Genomic DNA, 16413 nt, shown 5'->3' with positions numbered 1-16413 from the left:
AGATTCCTTAGAAAGGAGGTGATCCAGCCGCACCTTCCGATACGGCTACCTTGTTACGACTTCACCCCAATCATCTGTCCCACCTTCGGCGGCTGGCTCCCAGAGGGTTACCCCACCGACTTCGGGTGTTACAAACTCTCGTGGTGTGACGGGCGGTGTGTACAAGGCCCGGGAACGTATTCACCGCGGCATGCTGATCCGCGATTACTAGCGATTCCGGCTTCATGCAGGCGAGTTGCAGCCTGCAATCCGAACTGAGAATGGTTTTATGGGATTGGCTAAACCTCGCGGTCTTGCAGCCCTTTGTACCATCCATTGTAGCACGTGTGTAGCCCAGGTCATAAGGGGCATGATGATTTGACGTCATCCCCACCTTCCTCCGGTTTGTCACCGGCAGTCACCTTAGAGTGCCCAACTAAATGCTGGCAACTAAGATCAAGGGTTGCGCTCGTTGCGGGACTTAACCCAACATCTCACGACACGAGCTGACGACAACCATGCACCACCTGTCACCGCTGCCCCCGAAGGGGAAGGCCTATCTCTAGGCCGGTCAGCGGGATGTCAAGACCTGGTAAGGTTCTTCGCGTTGCTTCGAATTAAACCACATGCTCCACCGCTTGTGCGGGCCCCCGTCAATTCCTTTGAGTTTCAGCCTTGCGGCCGTACTCCCCAGGCGGAGTGCTTAATGCGTTTGCTGCAGCACTAAAGGGCGGAAACCCTCTAACACTTAGCACTCATCGTTTACGGCGTGGACTACCAGGGTATCTAATCCTGTTCGCTCCCCACGCTTTCGCGCCTCAGCGTCAGTTACAGACCAAAGAGCCGCCTTCGCCACTGGTGTTCCTCCACATCTCTACGCATTTCACCGCTACACGTGGAATTCCGCTCTTCTCTTCTGCACTCAAGTTTCCCAGTTTCCAATGACCGCTCACGGTTGAGCCGCGAGATTTCACATCAGACTTAAGAAACCGCCTGCGCGCGCTTTACGCCCAATAATTCCGGACAACGCTTGCCACCTACGTATTACCGCGGCTGCTGGCACGTAGTTAGCCGTGGCTTTCTGGTCAGGTACCGTCACGGTACCGTTAGTTACACGGTACTTGTTCTTCCCTGATAACAGAGTTTTACGATCCGAAAACCTTCTTCACTCACGCGGCGTTGCTCCGTCAGACTTTCGTCCATTGCGGAAGATTCCCTACTGCTGCCTCCCGTAGGAGTCTGGGCCGTGTCTCAGTCCCAGTGTGGCCGATCACCCTCTCAGGTCGGCTACGCATCGTTGCCTTGGTGAGCCGTTACCTCACCAACTAGCTAATGCGCCGCGGGCCCATCTGTAAGTGACAGCATAACCGTCTTTCAACCTTTCCCCATGCAGGGAAAGAAGTTATCCGGTATTAGCTCCGGTTTCCCGAAGTTATCCCAGTCTTACAGGCAGGTTGCCCACGTGTTACTCACCCGTCCGCCGCTAATCTCTAGGAGCAAGCTCCTAGAGATCCGCTCGACTTGCATGTATTAGGCACGCCGCCAGCGTTCGTCCTGAGCCAGGATCAAACTCTCATTAAAGTTTGTAAGCTCATTAGCTGGTCTTGCAAAAAATAATTTTTGACGTTTTGTTTCGTTCAGTTTTCAAAGATCGAATGTGCTATTTAGTTAAAATAGCGACTTTTAAATATTAACACTTATTCTTTTAGCCGTCAACAACTTTTTTAAAAAATAAAAGCAATCAACTTTTCGACTTAAACGCGATCCGTTTTTTCGGACGTTTTCTAATTTAACATATAAATATAATTTGTACAATACCTTTTTATAAAAAAATAGCAATCTTTTTTCTTGAGCAGAATTATTTCCTTATCTAACTATTATAAAATAACTATATTCCCTTCTCCATAAAGTTTCAAACTTTTTAAAAGAACTTATCTTCTTAGTTTTCGTAAAAAATATAAACAGTGTTTGATGTTTCATTTTTATCTCAAAAACAAAATGTATAAAAGGCTGTGGTCGGACCCATAGCCTCTCATGTGAAAAGGATTATAAGTTAAGTTATATTGTCATGCTTCCGAATCCGCCATCTACACGAATGAAGGTGCCCGTAACAAAACCTGATGCTTTTTCGGAAGATAAATAGATAGCCGCTCCTTGAAGCTCCTCTGGAACCCCAAAGCGATTCATCGGTGTGTGACCCATAATAGAAGCAATTCGTTCTTCACTCAAAATTTTACGATTTTGCTCTGCAGGGAAAAATCCTGGAATAATGGCATTTACACGAATACCGTATGGAGCGAATTCTCTCGCTAAAAACTGTGTAACACTGTTAACTCCCGCTTTTGAAGCAGAATACGTGAATACTCTTGATAAAGGGGTGGTTGATGAAACAGATGAAATATTAATAATACTCCCTCTCCTGTTTTGCTCTACCATACGTTTTGCAAAGATTTGCGTAGCAAAAACAATTCCTTTTAAATTTACATCCATTATGTCGTCCCATTCCTCCATTTCTATTTCAAAGAAAGGAGTGGAACTGTTTTTCCCGGGTGCATTTAATACAATATCCCATCCACCTGACCACGCTTCAATTTCTTTAGCAAGATTTTCAATTGATTTTCGAGAACTTACATCACCGTAAAAAGATTTCGCTTCGCCGCCATTCTCAATGATTTCTTTTGTGACGACTTCTGCTTTTTCTAAGTTCCTTCCGACAATGGCTAGTTTTGCACCGTGTTCTGCCAATCCTTTAGCAATAGAGCTGCCGAGTACGCTATTTCCCCCGATAGCCACTGCCACTTTTCCTGACAAATCAAATAAATTACTCACCATTTCTCCTCCAATTTTACTATAAGAAATTTCCATCCTCGTTAAAATTCATTTCATGCAAGTCAGATATTTGTTCTAAATTTGGATGCTCTTTTACATAATCCAATAGGTTTTCTGACACTTCAATCTCACTTATTTCCAATGTGTTTTTTATCCGAACTAGATTTACTTTCGTAAAATCAAAAATGTTACATGTTTTGATGGCTGCTTTTATACAAAGACGATCATTTGCCAAAGTGGTCGCAATTTTAGTAGGTGCAACGACTGTAGATGTTAGTCCATTAGCGTATGTCGCTTCTCTGTCCATCTTGTCTACAAGACGTTGAGTTGTAAAATCTGCCGTTCCCACACCATTTGCATTACCTTCTGTCTCTTTCGTTAAATCTAAAACCGCCATCTTTGTCACATCAGGTCCACCATGTGCATACGGGGTTGGATACCTGCCTGTAATATTCGGATCCATTCCGTCACCGCTAATGTTTTTACCAATTTCATCGATGACAAGTACATCAATTTGTTCAAAGAAGAGTTTTGGCAGCAATTGTTTTGCTAGCTTTTGCAATTCTATTTCCTTTTCTTCAATCTCATCAGGAGTCAGAACAGCCACTTTTGCCACCTTATCGAAGGCATTTTCTACTGAAGCCACTGCGAATAATATCGGCATTTTTCCCATAATCATTTTAGCCATCGCAGGGACATGCTCGGCCATATACTTAAAGCCTAATTGATGACATGCTTCTGCCCCTTTTTGTTTGCCAAGTCCAATACTGATCATCTTCATGACTCCACTTTCAACAGGTCCACGAAATGCCGTATGTGGTTTAACGCGGTTCAATACGACAATTCCATCCGCCTTTGAAGCGATCTTATCTACATAAACAGGAAGACCATTCGGCAATTCCCCAACTTTGATTACTTCCATGGAAGAACGGATTTCTGCATTGATTGCTTCTTCCGTAACCCCAAGATGTTCAAGGACTGCTTTTTGTCCTTCCGCTGTCGCTCCTCCATGACTTCCCATACTCGGGACAATAAATGGCTTTGCACCTAACTCTTTTAAAAATTGGACCGTAATTGCGGTCATATCTACAATACGATCAACACCCCGACTGCCAACTGCAATCGCAATTTCCATACCTGGTTTAACAGCGGATCGGATTTTTTCTTGATTCAATTCAGCCCTTAGAGCAGCTTCAAAGTCTTCAATTTTCGTATCATTAAATTTCTGCCTAACTTTTACCATCTTTGGAAGAGGAATATCTTTTAGCAATTCTTCTAATATACCCATAATTTTTCACTCCCGGTGCCAATATTGATGAGGGCCTATCCATAATTAAGTAGCCCACCCACCTTTTTGCTACTCTAAACCGAAATATCGTTTTGCATTTTCATAGGAAATATTGCGTACGTATTTTTCTAATAGATTCATATCTTTTGGCACTTTTCCTTCTTCGACCCATGTTCCTAATAGGTTACATAATATTCTTCTGAAATACTCGTGTCTTGGGAACGATAAAAAGCTTCGTGAATCGGTAAGCATCCCGATGAAGTTACTGATTAACCCAATATTAGCGAGTGTTTTCATTTGGTCTTCCATTCCATCAATTGTATCGTTGTACCACCATGCTGTTCCAAACTGTACTTTCCCAGGTATTTCGGAGCTTTGGTAGTTGCCTGCCATCGAAGCAAGTACATCGTAATCCTTTGCATTTACACTATATAGGATTGTCTTTGGCAATTTATCTTTCTGTTCTAATGAATCGAGAAATCCAGCCAATTTATCGGCAATCAACAGATCTCCGATCGAGTCAAAGCCGGTATCTGGACCAAGTCTACTAAACATGCGTTTATTATTGTTTCGTAGAGGGCCTATATGAAGCTGCATCGCCCAGCCTTTTTCAGCGTACCATTCTCCAAGAACTAGTAATGTATATGTCTTAAATTTTTCAGCTTCTTCATCCGATATATCTTCACCTTTCAAGCGCTTTTTGAAAATTTGGTCGACTTCTTGTTTGGAAGCTTCTTTAAAAAACATCACATCTATACCGTGATCTGAACTCTTACAACCATGCTCAGCAAAATAATCTACTCGATTCGAAAATGCATCCAAAAAGGCATCGTAATTTTCAATGGATGAATTAGTTACTTCTCGTAATTTTTCCACCCAAGGTAAAAAGGTTTCCCTTTCAATATACAAACCTTTATCAGGTCGGAATGAAGGAGAGACTTTTACTTCAAATCCTTCTTCTTTCAGTGCACGATGACTATTTAAATTATCTATTGGATCATCTGTTGTTCCTAGAAATTCAACTTTATCTTTTTTCAAAATCGAGCGAACAGAAAGTTCTGGTGTTGCTAACTTCCTATTCGTTTCTTCCCAAATAGCCGGAGCCGATTTTTCATTCAATATTTCATCAATATCAAAATATCTTAACAATTCTAAATGAGTCCAGTGGTATAAAGGATTACCAAATGTATTAGGCACCGTTTCTGCCCATTTAATAAACTTTTCGTAACCGCTTTTATTTCCTGTAATATAATCCTCGTGGACTCCATTTGCTCGCAAAGCTCGCCATTTATAATGATCTCCACCTAGCCAAATATCAGCAATATCACTAAAATTTTTATCTTCCAATACCTCATCTTGTTTTAAATGATTATGATAATCAATGATAGGCAAATCTTTAGCTGTGTCGTGAAATAGTTCTCTTGCCGTTTCATTATAAAGTAAAAAATCATCGGTAATAAAAGTTTTCATCGATCGTTCAACATCCTTTCTCGTGTATGGACGATAAAAAAATTATAAGGAAACTACATTTGAATACGCCGCTTTAGAATCTTCATGCAAGACTTCGTTCATGCTCCCTGTACGATATCCTAATAAATCAATTGCTATATAAGAAAAGCCTAATAATACAAGTTCTTGATAAATCATTTCGTTCTGTTTCAATAATAAAGGCATTTCTTCCGGCTTTACTTCAATCCGAGCCACTTCACCATGATGACGGACACGAACTGTAGATAATCCAATCTTCATTAAAAAGATTTCTGCTTTGTTTACTTGATCAATTTTTTTATGATCTATCTTAATCCCATACGGAATTCTTGATGCTAGACTACAAGAAGCCGGCTTATTCCAAACAGGAACAGAAAGAAGCTCGGCCAGTTCTCTTACTTCATGCTTATAAAGACCTGCTTCTTGCAGAACACTACGAATGCCTTCTTCGGTTCTAGCTTTTAACCCAGGTCTAAAATCATCCATATCATCCATGATCATTCCATCTAACACGTAAGGATAGTGATGTTCCATTGCTAATTCCTTTAGGTGAGAGTAGAGCATTTTTTTACTGTGATACCAGCTATCTGGATTATTTGCGACAATATGAGGATTGCTCAGCTCCTGTATTTCTGTCTGAAGAAGCTGGACACCCATTTCTTCTGCTAATTTCACTGCACCCTCGAATTCTTCTTTTCTAAATAATTCAGAATGAACAACGACAGCTAAAACTTGGTCTCCGAGTTCTTGCTGAGCACGTTTTAGAAGAAGGGCACTATCCACCCCACCTGAAAAAGCTACCAATACGCGTCCCATATTTTTTATTATATTTCCTAGATCATCATTCTTTTTTGCAAGTAATTCGTTCATATCCATTCTCCTTCTCTTTTTATCTTATCGTTACACCTCAGCCACGAATTCCCTGTGAAGTGGAAGATCCAATTTTTCAGTTCATCCCTTTTACAATCCCAAAGTTTCTAAATGTTTCCCAATATGAAGAACCAAAGCATTTCTATATTCATCTTCATACTCATCAAGTGTTTTAATGAACTCATCTTTAAACAATGAGGCTCCGCTTTCACCTTTAGCAGTTAAAATTAACCCATAAGTGACATGGAAAACTTGACGTGCAGCATCACTATTCATATAGTTTGCTAGATTCCCATCAGTAACAGAATCAAGTGGAAGAATTGTATCCATATCAGGAGTAATATGATAGTATTTCAAGGCTTCATCTAAATTTCTCAATGCAAATGTATGCATCCTTCTATACAAGTCAGGATTCGTTTTCGCAATGACCCTGACTGCTTCAAGCCAGTTTGTACCAGCTGTCTTAACATGAACGATCCCCTTTGTGTATTTTGCAATGATCGGGAACACCTTAAATTTATCACTGCCTGAATGGATGCTGAGCTTATATCCAAAATACTCTGCAATAAGTGCATGATCACTTAATTCACGTTCGAATTGATCAACATCTCCAATATAATCAATCCCCTTCTGGAATTCCCCACAAAATCTTGGTGCAAGACTTGTCACCTTCACTCCTCTATATGTTAATTCATTCGCAACGAAGAAGTGTGCCATTGGGGATGTAACGGTTTCAGTTTCATCAATGGAAATCTCGAAGTTAAAGTTACGCTCCAGCTTGCTTATGTATTCTTCATATACATGAACCATATACTTAATAGCTTCGTTATATTCTAGTACAAATTTAATCATTGTTTCTTCATCGAAAGAAATCGTTAATCCATTTACTTTAAATGTTTGATGTAAATATCTTTCGTTGTAGTAGGACTGAATTTCTTGGGGTAGTTTTTCAAATTCAATACGGACTTCTTCTAATGATTTAGCAGCGATTCCAACAGGAATATAATCCGAACAATCTAATGTCAACATTGAGATTCCTAAATCAAGGGCCATTTTAATATCACTTTCTTGCTTTATATGATCACCATCAGCGCCATATCCACCCTCATATCCTTCTTGGAAAACAGCAAACGCAGCAGCATCAAGCATATCGTTCATCGTTCGATTGGTTAAAGTTAATTCGCGTATACTTTGTTGTGCAAGAATTGGTTTTACACGATGTCCTTTGACTGTTTCAATATGTCCAGGTGATGCAATTCCAAGACGGTCACCTAACCCCATTGTGGCTATGTTTGTTCCAAAAGCACGCGGGACCGTATAATCAAAATAACAATTCAGTACGAGACGGTTTTCATGGCTCAATGGACAAACCTTTCCATTACCGATAGCCCTTCCTTGCAAATCACCAAAAAGCCGGCCCTCCCCGACAGCAAGGATGTAACGGCTTCCATTTGTTTTCACCATTAATAAACGTACCTTTTCGTATAGCTTAAATGACTTTTCATAAACTTTTATTTTAATATCATTAGAAATTATTTCGCCTTTTTCTAGTTCCTCAATAACAGGAAGCAATTCTTCCATTTTTATCATCCTTTACATAATTATGATGCTTGGCAGCGTTCCAAAAATTACGTGTAGGAAAAATAACAACGTTGTTATTATTATGATAGACTATTTATTCTGTTTTCGCAATGTACGAAATTTTTAGTTTCCAATTCGCTTCAACAGATGCTATTTACCTTAATAATTATTAAAACAGCTCTTTTCAAAGTTATGAAAACGTTGTTATTATATGATACATTAAAAAAAGATAATTAATTTAATATTTCATAGGTGAAAAGAATGAGTGTAACCATTAAAGATATTGCAAAAGTAGCAGGGGTAAGTTATTCCACTGTATCCAAGGCTTTAAATGATAGTCCATTAGTAAAGCCTACGACAAAAAGTCGTATACTCAAAGTGGCGAATGATATGGGATATGAGCCGAATTATGCCGCTCAAAGACTTGTTTCTAAACAAACAAAAATTATTGGATTGATTTGGCCAACTATCGAAAGGATTGTTCTCTCAACTTTAGTGACGAATATTAGCAATGAAATCAGGAAAACTCCTTATTCCATGATTCTTTCGGTCGAGCCAATTGTAGAATCACTCGATACATTTAAAAGATTTCAAGTTGACGGAGTCATTTTATTTGATGAAAACACCAATAATTCCATTGGGCCTAGTAAAATACCTATACTTTTTTATGGTGTAGCAGATCAGCAAAATATTTCTTTCCCTGTCGTCGATGCCAGCCATGAACAGGCAATGCTGGAGGCAGTTAAATTTCTGCATTCCGAATTAGGGCATACAAAGATAGCTTATATTGGTGACTTTTCCAAAACAGATAGAAGGCAAATAGAAAAATTACAAGGCTTTAAAAAAGCAATGGACCATTTTGGAATCGTAATAGATCACCATTTCTTAGTAGATACGAAGGGCCTCGACTGGTATGATGGCTATCAAGCTGTAAGCAATTTACTGAAATCGCCCGATAAACCGACCGCAATTGTTGGAGGAAGTTATGATATCAGTGGCGGGATCATTCGTGGAATTAAAGAAAACCAGTTGGAGATTCCAAACGATGTCTCAATCATTAGTTATGACAATATCCCACAAATGGCGAATATGGAAATCCCTTTAACAAGTATCGGAGTTCCAGTCGATCAGTTAGCAGCTGAAATCGTTCATTCTATTATTGAGCTTATCGAAACCAAAAGTCTTCAGCCAACCATTCGTAAGATGACGCCGCAATTAAAAATTCGAAAATCATGCGGTAAAGTAAATCGAGTAGGAGGGAGTGATTAACCCCCGACCTCTCACACCACCGTACATACCGTTCGGTATACGGCGGTTCAACTAAGATTGGTGACGCAAAGTTTCGTAACGAGATAATAGACTTTTGAGCCCTTGGGAATTCCAGTAGGAGTTTCCAAGGGTTCTGTGTAGTATCGGACTTTTGGAGATTCTCCAATAACTTCTACGTGAGTTTCCCCATTCATAAGCCTTTCCTTTCGGAACGCCAAGTCTAATGAGGTTCCTCACCTTCGTGCTTGGTTTCTTCCAATTCTTCCACATACACATCCGAAGTCTTCTTCTAATCCATGAATCAAACTCCCTGAATACACTTGGCGTATCTGCCAGGGCGAAGTATCCGCACCATCCCATTAGATATTGGTTTAGTTTCTCTATTCGATATTCCATGGGATAAGGTTTCTTTCTTGAGGTAATTTCTCGGATTTTATTCTTCATCCGTTTCACGCTTTCTTTGGCAATCCGAACTTTGGGTTCTTTATGAAAGGTAAAACTGAATCCAAGAAATTTCCTCTTCCAAGGACGGTCTACAGCTGACTTTTTCAAATTAACTTTCAGCTTAAGCTTTCCTTCTATAAACAAGGTGATGGAATCCATCACCCGGTTTCCTGCTTTCATTGTTTTCACATAGATATTAGCATCATCGGCGTATCGTACAAATTTGTGACCTCTTTCCTCTAACTTCTTGTCAAATTCGTCAAGGACAATGTTAGAGAGTAAAGGACTGAGAGGTCCTCCTTGTGGAGTTCCTTCCTCACTGGTTGTCACAATGCCATTTATCATGATTCCCGATTCTAGATATTTACGGATTAACTTAAGCAGGCGTTTATCTTCGATTCGTTTCGCTAGTGTCCCCATTAATTTGTCATGGTTTACTCTGTCGAAGAACTTCTCCAAGTCGATATCAACCACCCAACGATAACCTTCCTGTATATAACCTTTTGCTTTCCTAACCGCATCATGGGCGCTTCGACCTGGTCGAAATCCATAACTATGGTCTGAGAACATCGGGTCATATATAGTCGTTAAAACTTGGGCAATTGCTTGTTGAATGAGACGGTCTGTTACGGTAGGGATACCTAATAATCGCACCCCACCGTCAGGTTTCGGGATTTCGACCCTGCGGACGGGTTGCGGTGTATAGGTACCCTCAAGAAGTTCCATTTTCATGGATTCCCAGTGTTTCTTGATATGCTCTCGTAGGTTTTGTACGGACATCCCATCCACACCATGACTTCCTTTATTTCGTTCCACCCTTTTCAGGGCGGAAAGGAGGTTTTCCCGTGACAGTATTCGTTCCATTAACATTGGTTACGCCTCTTTCCGTGAACAACGATTCCACTTATGCCAGTTCTGCTCCACCATCTTGAAGTCCCCCATGGGATTCACCATATCCTCCTTCAAGCATGCCTTATCGGTTATCTGTGTTCATCGCAGGTTACTGAATGCCAAGATGTTGCTCTCTCTTAATTGTTCAGCCCTTCCCATTCTTCTCGAGTTCGAATGGTACTATGGCCTCTGCTGACTTCTGATTGTTCAGCTATCCATCACTGGATAGGTTACCAAGTGAACTTGGCGTTCCAATCAGACCTCCCCAGGTAAGAACGTAGTCTTTCCCTCCACCTATCTGCTTCATTTACTACATACAACCTTCGGCAGAAAGGGCTTTGTTCTGTACTGCAAACTCACCCAATCGTAAATAGCCTAATATGAAGTTCGTGTTCCTCAGACCGGAGGTTTGCCGCTCGCTTCCTTCAGATTCCACGTCACCGTGGACACCCTTGCGTTAAGCTAACTGCTACTTCTGCCTTCGCAGTTCGGGACTTGCACCCTATAGACTACGCCCATGCTGGGCGCACAGTAAAAACCTTTCAAAGAAGTCTTGAAAGGTTTTTTTACTTCACTTCCTATTAATGAACAAATTTCTAGCGTTTACTTTTTTGTCACTATACACTTACGCAATATTTGAATCATGTTTGCAGGATCGCACTCATATATAATATCAAATCTACTTATTAAGAAGGTGAAATCTCGAATGCTAACAAATATTGCACTAGTTATTGCATTGGTTATGACCGTTTATTTATTTGCATACTCTTATATTGAAGCATTAAAAATTTCAAATTCTGAAGAACGAGTTTATGGCGGAACGTTTATTTTTTCTTCCATCATGGCGTTTGTGTTTTCGGGCCTTACATATTTATTTATTTAAGAACGTTAACTTAGATTCATCTACTACAAGTTTATTCAAGTCCCTGAACAACTTTGGATCTTTTTTCTTGAACAAGAAATAAAGTAACACTTACAATGATAATCAATCCGCCTGTGATTTGCGTCCAAATAATCTTTTCGCTCAAAATATAAACAGCCAAAATAGCTGCACCTACCGGCTCAAATAAGATGGCCATTGAGATAGTAGATGTACTTAACCATTTTAAAGACCAATTAAAAAGGGTATGCCCTAATAATGTAGGAATTATCGCTAACAAAATAAAATATAGCCAATCAATCGAAGGATAAGGGTATAAGGCGGATTCCGAAAGCAATACATATACGAACAAAACGACCGTACTAATAAAATAAACGGTAAATGTGTATGTAATAAGCGAGATTCTTTTCCTTACTTCCTGTCCAAAAAGTAAATAGGCCGTAATTAGAGCGCATGCAGCTAGGGCTAAAAAGTCACCATATAATGCAGAACCACTAATTTGAAAATCGCCCCAACTAATAATGACACTACCTATAATAGCAGCGAATCCACAAAAAATAGCTTTTGCTGAAAATCGTTCATTAAATAAGAAAAAAGTTCCGATAAAGGCGAATAGTGGCTGAAGGGTCACTAAAACGGTTGAACTTGCAACCGTTGTGTAATTAAGTGATTCAAACCACAAAATAAAATGGAAAGCTAGAAAGACTCCCGCAATAATAGAAAAAATCCAATCTTTTGTATTCATTACGAAAAGCTCTTTCATATATTTCGGAAAAAAAATCGGTATCATAATAACAACGCTGAATAACAGACGGTAAAAAGCAATCACTGCCGCATCAGCCGATGATAGTTTCACAAATATAGCGGAAGTTGATACTGACAAAACACCCACAATTAATGCAAAGTATGGGTTTATCGTTGGTTTATCCATATGTTTCTCCTTCTGGCTGGTCCTTAAGATTTTCGAAAAAAGCGGTTATGAAAACATTTTACCTTTCGAATAAGATATAATCCATCATATGATATAATCTTCAAGGAAGGAGTGGCTGTGTATTGGATTATTTGGACCTAGAATTATTACTTAAATTAGGCATTTCAGCCTTACTCGGTTTAATTATTGGGGTAGAACGAGAATTAAAAAGAAAACCACTTGGACTTAAAACAAGTCTAGTTATTTCTATTATTAGCTGTCTTTTAACAATTGTATCAATAGAATCAGCCTATATTTTCCCTGGGAACGACCAAGTTCGCATCCAAATGGACCCGCTCCGTTTAGCCGCTCAAATTGTTTCAGGTATTGGTTTTCTTGGGGCTGGGGTTATATTACGCAGAGGAAATGACCATATTTCAGGACTTACAACAGCTGCTATGATCTGGGGTGCCGCAGGTATAGGGATTACAGTGGGAGCTGGTTTTTATATTGAAGCCGTTGCAGGGGTCATTCTGTTGATCATAAGTGTCGAGTTTATTCCGTATACATTACTAAAAATCGGCCCAAAACGCTTGTTAAAAAGAGACTTAATCATAAAAATTACTGTCAGTAAGCAGGAAAGTCTGGAAATTGTAATTGAGAAATTGAAGGAAGATAAAATAACGATTACTCATACTAGAATCAAAGATCTTAAAGAAAGCGAAAACCATCTGCTCGAGCTGAAAACGAGAGTCAATGCAAATCGCCCTATTACAGATATTTATTATGCGATATCTAAAATAGAAGACGTTCAAGGAATTGAGATAATAAGTTGAAAAATCCCCTTGCACTTTCTCTAAAAGTTACTATAATAAGAAATGTAGTTTAATTTAGTCGGGGGATTAGCTCAGCTGGGAGAGCGCTTCGCTGGCAGCGAAGAGGTCAGCGGTTCGAGCCCGCTATTCTCCATTACCTAGAAATCCTTGTAAATCAAGGGTTTCTTTTGTTTTTGCAGTATTTTTTGAGGGATTTTGAGGTAGATTTCCAACTTGGTCATGACTCGCTTTTGCTATATTTTAAACAGTCATTACTTAGCTTAACCTATCAGCTATTTCAGATTGCATTATTGGTAATACGTGGGAATAAGTGTCTAAGGTGATTCTGATTTTCGCATGCAGCATACGAGCACCTTTTCCAGAGCTTGACTATCACAACTTTCTCAACTACTTCATAAAACTTTTCTATGCCTTACCTTGTTCTAGTCCATCTACAGGATTTTCGGACTAATGAATCTCTGCAAGTCTTGACAATTTGTCAACTCAAGGGTCGACTTTTCACGATATGTTATTATTATAGTCAAAAATAAACAACTACATCCATCCCACACTTCATCTTTATCTTCCAGATTTCGCCCTTTCAAAATGATTCCAAAAATTACGATTCTCCATAAATCTTTCAATTCACCTTTTGTCTTGGCTTTGTTAAACCTTAGAATTTAACATAGCTCATATTTTAATTCCTTAAACCATTAAGATTTTAACATTTCGCAATTAAATCTACTCACTAGATTTAGAACACAGCCCCCCTTCTGTTCCAAAACAGTATTAGGAGATAATTGCCCCACCCCATTATAATTTGACAAGCTTGGTCAAGATTTGGTGATGAAACTGGAGATCAATGCCGAAAAATAAAGGAATCTACAGAATGCAAAAGGTAATCTACCAACGCATCCAAGTAGCCCCAAGCCCCCAACAGGATACTGTAGGAAACACCCTTCTTAGACTGGCAGTGTAAAGGTCAGAAGTTCGAGCCCGCTATTCTCCATACTTGTAAAATTGTTGCTTCATTACTATACCTTTTTCTTTTTAAACTTTCTCTTATCTTAGTTCATTCAATTCAAAAAAACTCCTATATGATATAAACTAGTGCTTCTGCATGCTGGCCAAATCGCCGGTTGCCCACCGTTAAATCAACAGCAATTCTTTCGCGATAGCTGAAAGCAACACTAGGAATAGTGATCGTTGTTGAAAAAGAAATAGACTTTTTGCTTAATACGTTTCTTTTAAATAACTTTTCAGCTATTCTCCAATCTTGAGGTGTCACTAATTCTACTGTTACTATTTCTTCATTTTTAAAGGGATTTATCACTTCGACTAATATTGTAAAAGTATCTCCTGCTTTGACGAACGACTGATATGGGGTAATACATACACCAAAACCTTCTGCACCAAAATCAACCTCATCCAAAGGTAGAATCGATTTATGCAGTTCTTCAAGTTTTTCACCTTTTTCTTCGATTTCCATAAGATATTCTTCTGTGACTTGAATAGGATCCCAATGTCCGGAAATCAAAATATCTGGCTTAAGACTTTTATATAAATGCGCACTATCCACATAATCGTGAATGCGGAATTTATTGTGATAAACGTAATTATATTCGGCTCCATCCCCTTGGTATTGATCTCCTATCGCTAAAACGCGCTTGCCATCCACCACAAAATCAATGGCAACTGCATAAAGCGTATGCCCTGGCTGTTCATGAATTGTGAATTCATACTCTTCCCATTTAATCTTTTGATTGAGTGGAAGGTTTTTATCAACTGGGATTGGATCATACCAAAGACACGGCAAATTATATGTTTTCGGTTTCATGAAAATATTAGAGAAATTTTCCGGACACCATACTTGCGTTCCTTCTACATCACGTAATAGATTGAATCCCGCCACATGGTCATCATGAAAATGAGTAGGGATGACAACGTCAATTTTAGAAATATTAAAATTTGTTTTTAATTTAGATAAAGTGTATAACCATGGTCTTCTTGATGCCCGATCTGAACCTGCTGCCATACCTGCCATAAAATCGTAGCCATAATCAATTAATAAGGCTTTTCCGCTTTCGGATATCAGTACATAGGAATTTGCCATGCTTGTACGGTTTTTTAATAAATGTGGTGTAATGTTTTCATATGGCTTTTCACGCAATTCAAAAAGCCGCGGATTTTGTTTTCGCTCTTTCATTAATGAAGATAGCCGCTCTATTAGAAGATCCATGGCTTCTCTCGGTTGATCCATAGCCATTCCATGGGAAGGTAATAAAACATCAATTCCTCTTTCTTTTAAATCCAACATCGAAAGAATACTTAGTGCAATTCCCTCGCCACCATTATAGGACCATTGAGTTGCAGCCAGAGACCACATTTTTCCGGGAGCATAAATTAAATCACCTGAAAAAGCTACATTCATTTCGTCAATCTCTGCCATAATTGTAATAGATCCAACGGTATGTCCAGGAGTAGGAATAATTGTAAATGTAATTCCGTTCAAAACGTGACTGGAATAATCTTTTAATGTACGAAAAACTGGAATAGGTTGAAGAATTGAAAATCGATCTTGGCGCATATTGTAGTTGTTATCTAATTCTCTTGCCTTCCAATGCTTATCAACGGAATGAAATAAATCTTGCTCATTATGAGGAACCCAAATCCTCGTATCGTCACCGTTCATTTTGATAAGGCCTTGTGCTTGATCTCTATGATGGTGGGTTATCAATATATCCGTTACTTGGCCTACTCCAATAGTTGGAAGATGTTTCATTACATCTCCATCTCCAAAATCAATAAGGATTGCATTATCCTCTTTTCGAATGATGTAGACATTACAAGTGTCTTCAAATACAAACAGGTTTTTCGAAAGTTGTTTCACAATGATCACCTACATTAAAAATAGTTGACTTCTACTACCACTTCATCTTTATACTTCGAGCAATCGACAATATAGTAGTCATCTTGAAGGTTTAATAGTTGAGTAATCTCACCATTTACTAGAACCCTTTTAATCTCGGATAAAGCTAGAAAGCCGAACACCCCGCCTTCCTTCAAAAGAATCGTTGTTTTATTTCCATGTTCATATTGGTTAATAATTGTTAATGGCCCTAAGTATTTATTGATCAATCCTATGGAGGTAATTTCCTTTCTCAAAGGT

General features: G+C 39.1%; 12 protein-coding genes, 1 tRNA gene and 1 rRNA gene. 4 read left to right on the top strand and 10 right to left on the bottom strand.

The window, feature by feature from the left end; all coding sequences use genetic code 11:
• Positions 1–11: 11 nt before the first annotated feature.
• The 6 genes from KHA96_RS21700 to KHA96_RS21675 all read right to left on the bottom strand — a co-directional run bounded on the left by KHA96_RS21700 (position 12) and on the right by KHA96_RS21675 (position 8035).
• A 16S ribosomal RNA gene (locus tag KHA96_RS21700) occupies positions 12–1560 on the bottom strand.
• 477 nt (positions 1561–2037) lie between these two features.
• Complete coding sequence (locus tag KHA96_RS21695; RefSeq protein WP_213131429.1) at positions 2038–2808, bottom strand: SDR family oxidoreductase; 771 nt, start codon at positions 2806–2808, stop codon at positions 2038–2040.
• A 19-nt stretch (positions 2809–2827) separates the two neighbouring features.
• Positions 2828–4096: a nickel pincer cofactor-dependent isomerase, group 22 gene (locus KHA96_RS21690; protein WP_213131428.1), complete on the bottom strand. Its 1269-nt coding sequence runs from the start codon at positions 4094–4096 to the stop codon at positions 2828–2830.
• Positions 4097–4165: 69 nt separating this feature from the next.
• Positions 4166–5566 carry a glucuronate isomerase gene (gene uxaC / locus KHA96_RS21685; protein WP_213131427.1) on the bottom strand — a complete coding sequence of 467 codons (1401 nt, stop codon included), beginning with the start codon at positions 5564–5566 and terminating at the stop codon, positions 4166–4168.
• Positions 5567–5608: 42 nt separating this feature from the next.
• Positions 5609–6454, bottom strand: coding sequence for an ATP-dependent sacrificial sulfur transferase LarE (gene larE, locus KHA96_RS21680; protein ID WP_213131426.1), 846 nt, complete (start codon positions 6452–6454; stop codon positions 5609–5611).
• A gap of 90 nt (positions 6455–6544) precedes the next feature.
• A complete protein-coding gene (locus KHA96_RS21675) occupies positions 6545–8035 on the bottom strand; it encodes a tagaturonate epimerase family protein (protein WP_213131425.1) in 1491 nt (496 codons plus the stop codon).
• Positions 8036–8296: 261 nt separating this feature from the next.
• Between KHA96_RS21675 and KHA96_RS21670 the strand changes: the two genes are divergently transcribed.
• Positions 8297–9304: a LacI family DNA-binding transcriptional regulator gene (locus KHA96_RS21670; RefSeq protein ID WP_213131424.1), complete on the top strand. Its 1008-nt coding sequence runs from the start codon at positions 8297–8299 to the stop codon at positions 9302–9304.
• A 51-nt stretch (positions 9305–9355) separates the two neighbouring features.
• On the opposite strand, the gene ltrA is transcribed toward KHA96_RS21670, so the two are convergent.
• A complete protein-coding gene (gene ltrA, locus KHA96_RS21665; protein ID WP_213127439.1) occupies positions 9356–10618 on the bottom strand; it encodes a group II intron reverse transcriptase/maturase in 1263 nt (420 codons plus the stop codon).
• A gap of 727 nt (positions 10619–11345) precedes the next feature.
• Here ltrA and KHA96_RS21660 point away from each other — a divergent pair.
• The gene (locus KHA96_RS21660) at positions 11346–11522 is read left to right on the top strand and encodes a hypothetical protein (protein ID WP_213131423.1); all 177 of its coding nucleotides are present in this window, start codon (positions 11346–11348) and stop codon (positions 11520–11522) included.
• A 31-nt stretch (positions 11523–11553) separates the two neighbouring features.
• On the opposite strand, the gene KHA96_RS21655 is transcribed toward KHA96_RS21660, so the two are convergent.
• Positions 11554–12450: a DMT family transporter gene (locus tag KHA96_RS21655; RefSeq protein ID WP_213131422.1), complete on the bottom strand. Its 897-nt coding sequence runs from the start codon at positions 12448–12450 to the stop codon at positions 11554–11556.
• Between the two features lie 122 nt (positions 12451–12572).
• Here KHA96_RS21655 and KHA96_RS21650 point away from each other — a divergent pair, with 122 nt between their 5' ends.
• Positions 12573–13265 carry an MgtC/SapB family protein gene (locus tag KHA96_RS21650; protein ID WP_213131421.1) on the top strand — a complete coding sequence of 231 codons (693 nt, stop codon included), beginning with the start codon at positions 12573–12575 and terminating at the stop codon, positions 13263–13265.
• 60 nt (positions 13266–13325) lie between these two features.
• Positions 13326–13398: transfer RNA gene (locus tag KHA96_RS21645), tRNA-Ala, on the top strand.
• Between the two features lie 939 nt (positions 13399–14337).
• Here the strand turns inward: KHA96_RS21645 and KHA96_RS21640 are convergent.
• Both KHA96_RS21640 and KHA96_RS21635 read right to left on the bottom strand, forming a co-directional pair.
• Complete coding sequence (locus tag KHA96_RS21640) at positions 14338–16134, bottom strand: MBL fold metallo-hydrolase (RefSeq protein WP_213131420.1); 1797 nt, start codon at positions 16132–16134, stop codon at positions 14338–14340.
• Between the two features lie 14 nt (positions 16135–16148).
• Positions 16149–16409 carry a hypothetical protein gene (locus tag KHA96_RS21635; protein WP_213131419.1) on the bottom strand — a complete coding sequence of 87 codons (261 nt, stop codon included), beginning with the start codon at positions 16407–16409 and terminating at the stop codon, positions 16149–16151.
• Positions 16410–16413: the final 4 nt, after the last annotated feature.

Origin of the sequence: Bacillus sp. FJAT-49711 (assembly GCF_018343715.1) — a bacterium.
Classification (GTDB): domain Bacteria; phylum Bacillota; class Bacilli; order Bacillales; family Bacillaceae_C; genus Lederbergia.
This window is presented reverse-complemented; position numbering and strand designations above follow the sequence as displayed.

What these genes read in the sequence shown, in the direction of transcription:
- KHA96_RS21690 (WP_213131428.1), bottom strand. Translation starts at nt 4,096, where the DNA reads ATGGGTATATTAGAAGAATTGCTAAAAGATATTCCTCTTCCAAAGATG.
- uxaC (WP_213131427.1), bottom strand. Translation starts at nt 5,566, where the DNA reads ATGAAAACTTTTATTACCGATGATTTTTTACTTTATAATGAAACGGCA.
- larE (WP_213131426.1), bottom strand. Translation starts at nt 6,454, where the DNA reads ATGAACGAATTACTTGCAAAAAAGAATGATGATCTAGGAAATATAATA.
- KHA96_RS21675 (WP_213131425.1), bottom strand. Translation starts at nt 8,035, where the DNA reads ATGGAAGAATTGCTTCCTGTTATTGAGGAACTAGAAAAAGGCGAAATA.
- KHA96_RS21670 (WP_213131424.1), top strand. Translation starts at nt 8,297, where the DNA reads ATGAGTGTAACCATTAAAGATATTGCAAAAGTAGCAGGGGTAAGTTAT.
- ltrA (WP_213127439.1), bottom strand. Translation starts at nt 10,618, where the DNA reads ATGTTAATGGAACGAATACTGTCACGGGAAAACCTCCTTTCCGCCCTG.
- KHA96_RS21660 (WP_213131423.1), top strand. Translation starts at nt 11,346, where the DNA reads ATGCTAACAAATATTGCACTAGTTATTGCATTGGTTATGACCGTTTAT.
- KHA96_RS21655 (WP_213131422.1), bottom strand. Translation starts at nt 12,450, where the DNA reads ATGGATAAACCAACGATAAACCCATACTTTGCATTAATTGTGGGTGTT.